The organism is Nocardia coffeae (genome assembly GCF_019890715.1).
Classification (GTDB): Bacteria; Actinomycetota; Actinomycetes; order Mycobacteriales; family Mycobacteriaceae; genus Nocardia; species Nocardia jiangxiensis.
Genome location: NZ_JAINZY010000006.1, coordinates 419,960 through 432,276, shown reverse-complemented (window position 1 = coordinate 432,276; position 12,317 = coordinate 419,960). Strand labels below are relative to the sequence as shown.

At 69.1% G+C, this 12,317-nt stretch carries 9 protein-coding genes and 1 pseudogene; 4 read left to right on the top strand and 6 right to left on the bottom strand.

Features of this window, described 5'->3' with window-relative positions; translation table 11 throughout:
* The first annotated feature begins 96 nt into the window (after positions 1-96).
* The 4 genes and pseudogenes from K7711_RS24060 (at position 97) to aroB (ending at position 4,355) form a co-directional block, all read left to right on the top strand.
* Entirely contained in the window at positions 97-552 is a 456-nt protein-coding gene (locus tag K7711_RS24060) for a prepilin peptidase (RefSeq protein ID WP_222971679.1), read from the top strand.
* 172 nt (positions 553-724) lie between these two features.
* A complete protein-coding gene (gene aroC / locus K7711_RS24055; RefSeq protein WP_222971803.1) occupies positions 725-1,933 on the top strand; it encodes a chorismate synthase in 1,209 nt (402 codons plus the stop codon).
* Positions 1,930-2,448 (top strand): annotated as a pseudogene (locus K7711_RS24050) (shikimate kinase); the annotation flags it as partial. The gene aroC and the pseudogene K7711_RS24050, both read left to right, overlap by 4 nt.
* 788 nt (positions 2,449-3,236) lie before the next feature.
* The gene (aroB, locus tag K7711_RS24045; RefSeq protein WP_222971678.1) at positions 3,237-4,355 is read left to right on the top strand and encodes a 3-dehydroquinate synthase; all 1,119 of its coding nucleotides are present in this window, start codon (positions 3,237-3,239) and stop codon (positions 4,353-4,355) included.
* Positions 4,356-4,427: 72 nt separating this feature from the next.
* Here the strand turns inward: aroB and K7711_RS24040 are convergent, their stop codons facing one another.
* The 6 genes from K7711_RS24040 to K7711_RS24015 all read right to left on the bottom strand — a co-directional run bounded on the left by K7711_RS24040 (position 4,428) and on the right by K7711_RS24015 (position 12,289).
* Entirely contained in the window at positions 4,428-4,913 is a 486-nt protein-coding gene (locus tag K7711_RS24040; RefSeq protein WP_235747641.1) for a B-4DMT family transporter, read from the bottom strand.
* A 75-nt stretch (positions 4,914-4,988) separates the two neighbouring features.
* The gene (locus K7711_RS24035) at positions 4,989-5,822 is read right to left on the bottom strand and encodes a shikimate dehydrogenase (protein ID WP_308014912.1); all 834 of its coding nucleotides are present in this window, start codon (positions 5,820-5,822) and stop codon (positions 4,989-4,991) included.
* Positions 5,812-7,629: an endolytic transglycosylase MltG gene (locus tag K7711_RS24030; RefSeq protein WP_222971676.1), complete on the bottom strand. Its 1,818-nt coding sequence runs from the start codon at positions 7,627-7,629 to the stop codon at positions 5,812-5,814. The genes K7711_RS24035 and K7711_RS24030 overlap by 11 nt, the downstream gene beginning before the upstream one ends.
* Positions 7,626-8,228, bottom strand: coding sequence for a Holliday junction resolvase RuvX (ruvX, locus tag K7711_RS24025; RefSeq protein WP_222971675.1), 603 nt, complete (start codon positions 8,226-8,228; stop codon positions 7,626-7,628). Before ruvX ends, K7711_RS24030 begins: the two co-directional genes overlap by 4 nt.
* Positions 8,228-10,891, bottom strand: a complete 2,664-nt coding sequence (gene alaS, locus K7711_RS24020) for an alanine--tRNA ligase (protein WP_222971674.1) — start codon at positions 10,889-10,891, stop codon at positions 8,228-8,230. The genes ruvX and alaS overlap by 1 nt, the downstream gene beginning before the upstream one ends.
* A gap of 54 nt (positions 10,892-10,945) precedes the next feature.
* Positions 10,946-12,289, bottom strand: a complete 1,344-nt coding sequence (locus K7711_RS24015; protein WP_222971673.1) for a replication-associated recombination protein A — start codon at positions 12,287-12,289, stop codon at positions 10,946-10,948.
* Between the last annotated feature and the right edge of the window lie 28 nt (positions 12,290-12,317).

Sequence of the window (12,317 nt, the reverse complement as noted above, 5' to 3'; positions counted from 1 at the left end):
CGGAATTCTGAAGCGTCATTTATTCACAACTTCGAAGTTATCCACATTTGCTGGTCGCGGCCCCCGCGGACCATTCGGTACGGGCACGATGAGCGCATGTCCGTCCTCGCCGTCACCGCATTCCTCGCACTCACCGGATGGTGCGTTGCGCTGAGCGTCATCGATCTGCGTGAGCGCCGCCTGCCCAACGCGCTCACCGGACCGGGTGCGGTAACCGTACTGGGTGCCGCGGCGGCCACCGGACGCGGCACCGCCGCGGTGCTCGGCGCACTCCTGCTCGCCGCGCCCTATCTGGTGATCCATCTGGCGTTTCCGGCCGCCTTCGGGGCGGGCGATGTGAAATTGGCGCTCGGTCTCGGCGCGGCGGCGGCCTACGGCGGCGCGCAGGTGTGGGTGTGGGCGGCAGTCAGCGCACCGGTCCTCACCGCGCTGGCGGGAGCGCTCGTGCGAGTGCGCGCTCACCCGGCCCGCGCCGCGCCCGCGGACCGAGGCGTTCCACACGGACCGGCGATGTGCCTGGCGACCCTCGGCGCCCTGGTGCTGGCGCACTGACCTGGTCTCGACCGTGTCCACCCGGGTCATCGGCGATCTGCGGCACCATGCCCGCGTAGCTGCGATTTCGCCGTCCGAGCACGGGCCCGTCCGGGCTCACACCGGACCACGATCCCGCACGACGCCGGGCCAGATGTCCGACCAGCGGTCTTGACGTGGAAAGATGGAAGGCGTGCTGCGCTGGATAACTGCCGGAGAATCCCATGGTCCCGCCCTCGTCGCGATCCTCGAGGGGATGGTGGCCGGTGTCGAGGTGAGCTCTGCCGATATCGCGGGACAGCTGGCGCGACGACGCCTGGGTTACGGGCGCGGCGCGCGCATGAAGTTCGAAGCCGACAAGGTCACCGTGCTCGGCGGGGTCCGGCACGGCCGCACCATGGGCGGACCGGTGGCGATCCAGATCGCGAACTCCGAGTGGCCCAAGTGGACCGAGGTGATGGCCGCGGATCCGGTCGACGAGGCCGAACTCGCCGAACTGGCCCGCAACGCCCCGCTGACCCGCCCTCGCCCCGGGCACGCCGACTACTCCGGCATGCTCAAATACGGCTTCGACGACGCGCGTCCGGTGCTCGAGCGCGCGAGCGCCCGCGAGACCGCCGCACGCGTCGCCGCCGCCACGGTCGCGCGGCAGTTCCTGCGGCAGGCTTTCGGCGTGGAGGTCATCTCGCATGTGGTGTCCATCGGCACCGCGACCGCTCCGGCCGGGGTCGTCCCCACCGCCGCGGATCTGCCCGCGATCGATGAGAGCCCGGTACGCGCATTCGACAAGGCTGCCGAGGCGGCGATGATCGAGGAGATCGAGGCCGCGAAGAAGGATGGCGACACGCTCGGCGGCGTGGTCGAGGTCGTCGTGGAGGGTCTGCCGGTCGGGCTCGGGTCGTTCACCAGCGGCGAGAATCGCCTCGACGCGCGCCTGGCGGCCGCACTCATGGGCATTCAGGCGATCAAGGGCGTCGAGGTGGGCGACGGTTTCGAGACCGCGCGGCGGCGCGGCAGCGCCGCACACGACGAGATGCGTCCGGGCCCGGACGGGGTACTGCGCTCGACGAACCGCGCCGGTGGCCTGGAAGGCGGCATGACCAACGGCGAACCGCTGCGGGTGCGTGCGGCGATGAAGCCGATCTCGACGGTTCCGCGGGCGCTGGCCACGGTCGACATGACCACCGGCGACGAGGCGGTGGCGATTCACCAGCGCTCGGACGTGTGCGCGGTGCCCGCCGCCGGTGTGGTCGCCGAGGCGATGGTCGCGCTGGTCGTGGCCCAGGCCGCGCTGGAGAAGTTCGGCGGCGACTCGCTATCGGAGACCATCGGCAATATCGACGGCTACCTGAAGCGGATCAGCACCCGCCCCCATGTGCCATCGGGCTCCGCGGTCTCATGACCTGCGAGACCGGCCCGCACCGGCCCTGCGTGGTGCTGGTCGGGCCGCCGGGCGCGGGTAAATCCACGATCGGCCGCAAACTGGCCCGTGAACTCGGCGCCGAACTGGTCGACACCGACGCGGTGATCGAGGCCGAGACCGGACGCTCCATACCGGAGATCTTCACCACCGACGGGGAACCCGAATTCCGGCGCATCGAGGAGGATGTGGTCCGCCGGGCGGTGCAGGCCGGTGACGGCATCGTCTCGCTGGGCGGCGGCGCGATCCTGTCCGCCGCGACGCGCGCACTACTGCGCGAGCGAACTGTGGTCTATCTGGAAATCAGTGTCGCCGAAGGACTTCGGCGCACCGGTGCGGCCACCCACCGGCCGCTGCTGGCCGGCGCCGACCCGTCGGCCAAATATCGCGAGCTCATGCAGGCCCGCCGTCCGCTGTATCGCGAGGTCGCCTCGGTCCGGGTGCGCACCGACGGCCGCAGCCCCGGCCGCGTGGTGCGCAACATCCTGACCAGGCTGGGACTCGAACCCGTCGAGCCGGTGGTGACACCACCTCCCGCCGAGACCGCCGCCCCGACTGCCCGCAAGTCCCGGCGACGCCGCCGCGGCGGCCGTTCCCGCGGAGCGAACAAAGCTGCCGCACAAGCGGTCTCGACCACCGAGGCGCAGGACTCGACCGACGCCGCGGCCACCCGGACGTCCGATACCGCCGAACCGGGCACACCCACAACGGATGCCTCGACCACCGGCACTGCGACGAGCACCCGCCGATCCCGCCGATCCCGACGTGGCGGCCGTCGCCGTTCGAAGAGTCAGCGCCCCGCCGCGACCACACCGGACGCCCCGACCACCGCCGCCGAATCGCAGTCCGAATCAACTGCCGCACAACCGGTTCCGGATCAGGCGTCCGCACCCCGACGGCGAAATGCCTCCCGCTCCGATTCCGGCGCGGCACACCAGGCTCGCTCGGGCACATCCCGGTCGAGGTCACGCGCCACTCCCCAGCGACCGTCCGCCGAGACCACCACACCACCTACCCGCGAGACCACCGCACCGCCCGCCCGCGAGAACGCCGCACCTTCGCGCGCGACCGGGGCGCGACGTTCCCGCGCGGCCAAACGCCCGGCGGGACCCCCCACACCGAGACCGGCCCCGGAGTCGGCCACCCCTGAACCCGAAGGCCCGACCTCTGTCCCGAATACCACTAGCGCACACCGGGATTCGGACGACGCGACAGGCCGGTCCCGGTGGAGCCGGGCACGCCGCGCACGCACCCTACGAGCACAACAAGAATCGGAGCAGACCGCATGACCGACCCGATCCGCATCGACGTCCGCACCGCAGCGCCGTACCCGGTGATCATCGGACGCGGCCTGCTGGGGGATCTCGTCGAACAGGTGACCGGACGTCCCGCCGTACGCACCGTCGCCATCTTCCATCAGCCGCCGCTGACCGAAACCGCCGAGGTGGTTCGCAAAGCCTTGGCAGACAAGGGAATCGACGCGCACCGCATCGAGATCCCGGACGCCGAAGCCGGTAAGGACCTGCCGGTGGCCGGTTTCTGCTGGGAGGTGCTGGGACGTATCGGACTGACCCGTCAGGACCTGGTCATCGGCCTCGGCGGCGGCGCGGCCACCGACCTGTCCGGATTCGTGGCCGCCACCTGGATGCGCGGTGTGCAGGTCATCCACATTCCCACCACGCTGCTGGCCATGGTGGACGCGGCCGTCGGCGGTAAGACGGGTATCAATACCGAGGCGGGCAAGAATCTGGTCGGCTCGTTCCACGAGCCCGCCGCGGTCATGGTGGATCTGGCCACCCTGGAGACGGTGCCGCCCAACGAGATCGTCGCCGGGATGGCCGAGATCATCAAGACCGGATTCATCGCCGACCCGGTCATCCTCGAACTGATCGAACGCGACCCGAAGGCCGCACTCGATCCCACCGGGGATGTGCTGCCGGAACTGATCCGCCGTTCCATCCAGGTCAAGGCCGACGTCGTCGCGGCGGATCTGAAGGAATCCAGTCTGCGGGAGATCCTGAACTACGGGCACACCCTCGGCCACGCCATCGAGCGCCGGGAACACTACCGGTGGCGGCACGGCGCGGCGGTGTCGGTGGGCCTGGTCTTCGCCGCGGAACTCGGCCGTCTGGCCGGACGCCTGGACGACGCCACCGCCGACCGGCATCGCGCCATTCTGACCAGTGTGGGCCTGCCGACCAGCTACGACGCCGACGCACTGCCGCAGTTGCTGGAGGGCATGCAGACGGACAAGAAGAATCGCGCGGGCATGCTGCGTTTCGTCGTCCTGGACGGTCTGGCCAAGCCCGGCCGTCTCGAGGGCCCCGATCCGTCGCTGCTGGCCGCCGCCTACGCCACCATCGCGCGCGAGGACGCGCCCCAGGGCGGCGCGATCCTGCTGTAGTCACGGTCGCACCGAGGAAAGCGAAATGCCGTTCCGGATCGAATCCGGAACGGCATCGTCGTTTTCGAAGGGTCAGGCGGGACTGGCGGCGTGGTCGGTCGACGGCTGCGCCGACCCCTTGTCCGCCTTGTTGTTCTCCCGGGCGACCAGGAAGCGCCCGAGTGCGACGCCCACCATGGCGGGGATGAAGATCATCAGCACGATGAACGCGGCGCCCGCGGTGATCTCGAAGCCCAGTCCGTTGTCACCGAGGTCGAAGGACGGAATGTAGTCCAGGGCCCAGGCCACGATGCCCGAACCCAGCCCGCCGACCACACCGGCCTTGAGCCAGCGCATGGTCAGATCCGCACCGCCACGCTCGGGATCCGGATTGGCCCGCCGATCACCGCGACCGTCGGCCAGGCCCCAGGCCACTCCGGCGGCGATCAACACGATCAGACAGACCAAGCGCATCCAGGCGCCCTGGGTCGGCCAATAGATCATCCCGAAGCCCAGCAGGGTTCGCAGGACAACCGTCAACACGCCCAGACCTACGGCGCGTAACACCCACGCATTCATGTCGTCCACCCTAACCTGCCGAAGGATTCGGAAAAATAGTAACCGGTTACAGTTCTACAACCCGGACCGGGCGGCTCAGCCGTCCAGCGCCGCGATCATCGCGGCACGAGGCGCATCCGCGCCGGTGAACTGCTCGACCTGACCGTAGGCCTGATGCAACAGCATCTGCAGCCCGCTGATCACCGTATGACCGGCCCGCACGACCGCCTCGGCGACCGGGGTCGGCCACGGATCGTAGATGGCATCCAACACCACCGGCGCGGCGGCGATCGAATCCGCCACTGCCGCAGCGCCGTTCGCGGGCACCGTGCTGACCACCGCGTCGGCGCCGGCGCACGCGGCGCGCACCCGATCCGCGTCGAAATCGATCACTGTCGCCGACATGCCGAGGCGCGCGGCCAATTCCAGTGCGCTCGCGGCGCGGCCCGCATCGCGCGCCACCACCGTGACCCCCTGCGCCCCGAGTTCGGACAGCGCCAGCAGCGCGGGCCGCGCGGTGCCGCCCGCGCCGACCACCACCGCCTCGGCGACCTTCTCGACTCCGCCGCCGCGCAGCGCGCCACGCACCCCGTCCACGTCGGTGCAGTCCGCCCGCCACCCGGATGCGGTGTGCACCAGCGTATTCGCCGAGCCGACCAGCACCGCCCGCTCGCTGCGCTCGGCGGCGAACTCGAGTGCGGCCACCTTGCCCGGCATCGTCACCGACAACCCCACCCATTCGGGCCCGAATCCGGAGACCAGGCCGGGCAGCTGTTCAGCGGTGCACTCGATGCGCTCGTAGGTCCAGTCCAGGCCGAGCGCGCGATACGCGGCCAGATGCAGTCGCGGTGAACGCGAATGCGCGATCGGACTGCCCAGTACGGCCGCCCGGCGGTGCGGGCGCACCGGTGCGGCGGCGTTAGTGTCCACTGTCGAGAATTCCGCTCTGCCTGGCCTTTTCGATATTGCGCTGATGTTCGCTGTAACTGTCGGTGAACAGGGTGGTGCCCTGTTTGTCCACGGTGACGAAATACAGCCACGGCCCCGGCGTCGGATTCTCCATCGCGCGCAACGCGCCCAGCGACGGTGAGGCGATCGGCGTCGCGGGCAGCCCCGACATGGCGTAGGTGTTCCACGGGGTCCGCTTGGCCCGGTCCGAGTCGCTGGTGGCGACCGCGAGCTTGTCCAGGGTGTAGTTCACCGTCGAATCGAACTGCAGCGGTTGGTTGACCGCGAGCCGATTGACGATCACCCGCGCCACCCTGGGCATATCCGCGGGCAGGGCCTCGCGCTCCACTAGCGAGGCAGCGGTCAGGGTCTGATACGGGTTCAGTCCGTTGGCATTGGAGGTCAGCAAACCCGTCGACTCGTAACTCTGCGCGCTCTGCCGGACCAACTGGGCCAGGATCTGCTGCGGTGTCCCGCTCGGATCGAAATCCCATGTCCCCGCTTCGATCAGCCCCTCGAGCTGCCGAGTGCGGTCGGGCACCTGACGCACCGAATCCATCGCCCACTGCGGCACGCCCAGCGCGTTCAGGTCGGTACTCGCCCCGGCCGCGTCGAGCTGCTCGTAAGAGACGCACTTCTTCTCGCTGCCGCTGCCCAGGCAGCTGGCGTCGGCGATCTTGCGGTAGATCCCGTCACTGCGCGAGCCGGTGTTCGCGTCGGTCGAATCGTGCAGCCGCCGGCCCTCGGAGATGACCACGTTGCCGACCCGGGCGTCCTTGCTCATCATCGCGGTCACCGCATCGGCGCCCTTGCTGTGCGTGGGCACCGCGTAATAGCCGGGCTGCACCGAGTTCATCCCCGAATCGCGCACGGCCGCTTGATAGAACGCACCGGAGCTCTTGACCACGCCCTTGTCGACCATCGTCTTGGAGATCTGCTCCGCGGTGTCGCCGGGCGCGACACGCACCACCGTCAACGGTCCGGCCGCACCGGTGTAGTCGTCGGGACCAGCGAACCCGCCGAGGAACTTGTATCCGGCATAGACCACCGCGACGGCGAACAACACCACGAACACGGTGCCGACGTAGACCAGATTCCGGCGACGGCGCTTGCGCTCGGCCGCTTTGCGGGAGGCGACCCGGGACCGCCGCCCGCGTCCGGACCGGCCGCGCGGGGGCTCGTCCCGCGAACCCTGCTTACGAGAACGCTGCGTACCCGCACCCGCGCCACGAGCGCCTGATTTGCGGGCCGCCTGTTTGCCACCGGTCTGCTCGCGGCCCGTGCGGGCACCGGACCGCGAACGCGCGGTCTCCTCCCGAGCGCCTCGCCCGCGAGGCCCCGACCGCTGTGGCGCACGACGCGGCTCGGGTTCAGGTTCGGGCAGCGGCTCCTGGTCGTAATAGTCCTCGGCGTACTCGTTTTGCGCGTACTCCGGTTCGCCATAACCGTCCGGATCGACGTATCGATGTCCGCCGGTGTACGCCTGATCGGCGCCGTACGCGAATTCGCCGCTGGGATACCCGTCCTCGTACTCGTCGCGGTACGCCGGGATGATCGTGGTGTCGTCCTCGCGCTCGTCCCACTCGTCCGGGGCCGCATGCCGCGCCCGACGACCGGGCCTCGGTTCCGCGCCGCGTGGCGCACCCAGCTCCGAGCCTCGCACGGCCCGGTTCTGTGCACTGTGTGCGGCACGGTCGTCCGTCTCCGCCCAATTGTCCGAGCGACGGTACCGCCGCTCCTCGGTGCTGCGCCGAAGACGTTCTTCGGCACGGAGCCAGCGGTCATTCATTCGCCCACCCCGCCGCCTGCGTCACCGGCCGACCTTAACACCGCACTCCGTTCGTCCAACCACCCTTGCAGGATCGATACGGCCGCCGCCTGGTCGATCATCTGCCGCTGCCCACGTGCGCGAACTCCACTGTCTCGCAGTGCACGTGCAGCTGCCACCGTAGTCAAACGTTCGTCGGAAAGTCTTATCGGCACATCGGGCACCATCGATCGCAAACTCTTCGCAAACCTTGTCGCGAGCGCCGCCGACGCGCCGTTCTCGCCACGAAGCGTGCGCGGGAGCCCGACGATCACCTCGACCGCTTCGTATTCCCGCACAATCTCGGCAATACGCGTCAGATCGGTTGCCGAAGCGCCCTTTCCTCCCGCGCGCCCCTTACCGGCGCCGCCCTTGCCCTTTCCGGCACGCGCCACCGTCTCCACCGGAGTGGCCAGAATTCCGTCCGGATCGCACGAGGCGACACCGATCCGGACCGTGCCCACATCGATGCCGATCCGCCTGCCGCGACCAGGATCGGTCGCGGCATCCGGGCGATCGGACACAGGACCGGACGCCGGTGAGGACCCCTCCGAAGTTTCGTCCCCCGGGGAGCTGTGCATCAGTCGGCGAGCTCGGCCACCCGCGCGCGCACGGCGGCCAGACCGGTCGCGATCCCCGACGGGTCCGAGCCGGCGCCCTGCGCCATCTCCGGCTTGCCGCCGCCACGCCCGGCGATGCTCGGGCCGAAGCTGCCGACCAGGTCCCCGGCCTTGAAACCGAGATCCTCTGCGGGCTTGTTCACCGCGACCACGAACGGCACCTTGCCGCCGTCGTTGCCCAGCAGCACCACCACGGCCGGTTCGCTGCCGAAACGACCGCGAATATCCCCGGCCAGGGTGCGCAGATCGCCCGCGCCGACACCCTCGGGCGCGGCAGCGGCCACCAGCAGTACCCGGCCGACCCGCTCGGCGTCCTCGACGAACTTCCCGGCCTGCGACAGCACGGCCTGCACCTTGGTCCGGTCGAGTTCCCGCTCGGCGACCTTGAGCCGCTCCACCAGCTGCTCCACCCGCGCGGGCACCTCTTCACTAGGCACCTTCAGCGAGGAAGCGACACCGGCCAGCAGCGCTCTCTCCTTGGCCAGATAACGGTACGAGTCCAGGCCGACGAACGCCTCCACGCGCCGCACGCCCGAACCGACCGAGGACTCACCGAGGACGGTGATCGGGCCGATCTGCGAGGAGTGCTCGACGTGTGTACCACCGCACAGCTCCATCGAGAACGGGCCGCCGATCTCCACCACGCGCACCTCGTCGCCGTAGTTCTCCCCGAACAGCGCCATCGCGCCCATCGACTTGGCCTTGGGCAGATCGGTGACGAAGGTGTTCACCGGGAAGTCCGCGCCCACAGCGTCATTGGAGACGGCCTCGATATCGGCCTTCTGCGATTCGGACAGCTGGCCCTGCCAGTTGAAGTCGAAACGCAGATAACCGGGCTTGTTCAGCGAACCGGCCTGCACCGCGTTCGGACCGAGCACCTGCCGCAGCGCGGCGTGCACCATGTGCGTACCCGAGTGGCCCTGGGTCGCGCCCCGCCGCCACGCCGGATCCACCTGCGCCAGAACCGTATCGCCCTCGGTGATCCGGCCCTGCTCGACCGTGGTCTTGTGCACCCACAGCTGCTTGGCGATCTTCTGCACGTCGTTGACGCGCACCTTCAGCCCCGACGCGGTAAGCGAACCCCGGTCGGCGATCTGACCACCGGACTCCGCGTACAGCGGGCTGCGGTCCAGGATCACCTCCACGTCCTGCCCCGCGGCGGCCACCGGCACCCGCACGCCGTCCGAGATCAGCGCGAGAACCTTTGCCTCCGAGGTGAGTTCGTCGAATCCGGTGAACTCCGTCGGACCGCGGTCGACCAGCTCCTTGTAGATGGTCAGATCCGCGTGCGCGTGCTTGCGGGACTGGGCGTCCTCCTTCGCGCGCTGACGCTGTTCGGCCATCAGCGAGCGGAAGCCCGTCTCGTCGACCTCGAGCCCGGCCTCGGCGGCCATCTCCAGAGTCAGATCGATCGGGAAGCCGTAGGTGTCGTGCAGCGTGAACGCATCCGAGCCACCGATCCGCGACCCACCGGTCGAGCGCACCTCGGCAACCGTGTCGTCGAACAGCTTCGAACCGGTGGCCAGGGTCTTGAGGAACGCGGTCTCCTCACCGACGGCGACCGTCTCGATCCGCTTGAAATCGGTGGCCAGTTCCGGATACGAAGGGGTCATCAGCTCGCTCACGACCGACATGAACTCGCTCATCACCGGCTTGTCCGCACCCAGCAGGCGGGCCGAGCGCACGATGCGGCGCAGCAGACGGCGCAGCACGTAACCGCGACCGTCGTTGCCGGGGTTGACGCCGTCGGCGATCAGCATGGCCGCGGTGCGGGCGTGATCGGCGATGACGCGGAACCGCACGTCGTCGGCGTGTTCCACACCGTAGGACCGGCCGGTCAGCTCCTCTGCCCGGGTGATGATCGGACGGCACAGATCGGTCTCGTAGACGTTGTCCACGCCCTGCAGCAGGAACGCGACCCGCTCGACGCCCATACCGGTGTCGATGTTCTGCTTCGGCAGCGGGCCCAGGATCTCGAAATCGTCCTTGCCGCGCCCCTCACCGCGCTCGTTCTGCATGAACACGAGGTTCCAGATCTCGAGGTAGCGATCCTCGTCGGCCTCGGGTCCACCCTCGCGCCCGTACTCCGGGCCGCGGTCGTAGTAGATCTCCGAGCACGGGCCGCACGGTCCGGGAATACCCATGGACCAGTAGTTGTCGGCCATGTCGCGACGCTGGATCCGCTCCGGCGGCACACCCACCGACAGCCAGATCTTCTCGGCCTCGTCGTCGTCCAGATAGACCGTGGCCCACAGCTTTTCGGGATCGAAGCCGTAACCGCCGTCCTCGACCGACCCGGTGAGCAGCGACCAGGCCAACTCGATCGCCCCGCGCTTGAAGTAGTCGCCGAAGCTGAAGTTACCGGCCATCTGGAAGAAGGTGTTGTGCCGGGTGGTGATGCCGACGTTCTCGATGTCCAGGGTGCGCACGCACTTCTGCACGCTCGTCGCGGTCGCGAATGCCGGGGTTTGCTGACCGAGGAAATACGGCACGAACTGCACCATGCCTGCGTTCACGAACAGCAGGTTGGGATCGGCCAGGATCAGCGAGGCACTGGGCACCTCGGTGTGGCCGGCACGGACGAAATGGTCCAGGAAGCGCCGTCGAATCTCGTGGGTCTGCACGAATATCAAGCCTACCGGCACCAGTCCAGCGATATTGCAGCGGAGTGGGTGACCTCAGCGACCCCGGACGATGCGGCGGAGCTTGGTTACCCGGGGGCCGACTTCGCGTTCGTAGCCGTGGTCGGTGGGGGTGTAGTAGTCGGTGCCGACGAGTTCGTCAGGTGGGTATTGCTGGGACAGGACACCGTCGGGGTGATCGTGGGGGTACTTGTAACCCTGGGCGTTTCCGAGCTTCGCGGCGCCGGCGTAGTGGCCGTCACGTAGGTGCGGGGGGACGGCGCCCGCTTTGCCCTGGCCGATATCGGACATGGCCGCGCCGATCGCGGCGGTCACCGCGCCCGATTTCGGCGCGGTGGCGACGTGGATGGTGGCGTGCGCGAGGGCGAGCTGCGCCTCGGGCATGCCGACCAGCTGCACCACCTGGGCGGCGGCGACCGCGGTCTGCAATGCGCTCGGGTCGGCCATGCCGACGTCCTCGCTGGCCTGGATCATCAGACGTCGAGCGATGAAGCGCGGATCCTCACCGGCGCTGATCATCCGGGCCAGATAATGCAACGCCGCATCGACATCCGAACCGCGCAGGGATTTGATGTAGGCGCTGATCACGTCGTAGTGCTGATCTCCGGCACGGTCGTAGCGCACGGCCGCGCGATCGACGCTGGCCTCCACCAGATCCACCCCGACACTGCCGTCCAGCGAGGACTCCGCCGAAGCCTCCAGCGCGGTCAGCGCGCGACGCGCATCTCCCCCGGCGATACGCACGATGTGATCGAGCGCCTCCTCGCTGATCGTGTACGCACCGCCCAGTCCGCGCGAATCCTCCGCGGCCCGCCGCAGCACCTGCCGGATATCGTTCTCGGACAACGACTTCAGCTGCAGCACCAGCGACCGGGACAGCAGCGGCGACACCACCGAGAAGGACGGATTCTCCGTCGTCGCGCCCACCAGCAGCACGACCCGGTTCTCCACCGCCGCCAGCAGCGCGTCCTGCTGGGTCTTGGAGAACCGGTGCACCTCATCGATGAACAGCACCGTCTGCTCGCCGGACAGCAACCGGCGACGGGCCACATCGATGACCGCCCGAACCTCCTTGACCCCGGCCGACAACGCCGACAACGCCTCGAACCGGCGACCGGTGGCCTGGGAGATCAGCGAGGCCAGCGTCGTCTTACCGGTTCCCGGCGGCCCGTACAGCAGCACCGACGCCGCACCCGATCCCTCGATCAGCCGGCGCAGCGGCGACCCGGCGCCCAGCAGATGCTGCTGCCCCACCACCTCGTCCAGACTCGCCGGACGCATCCGCACCGCCAGCGGCGCCAACCGCCCCGCGGCCTGCCCCATCGAGAATTCCTCCGGGTCGGCCGGCGCACCCGGAGCTTCGAACAACCCCTCACTCATCGCCGCACTCGCTCATTCACGAATCAAC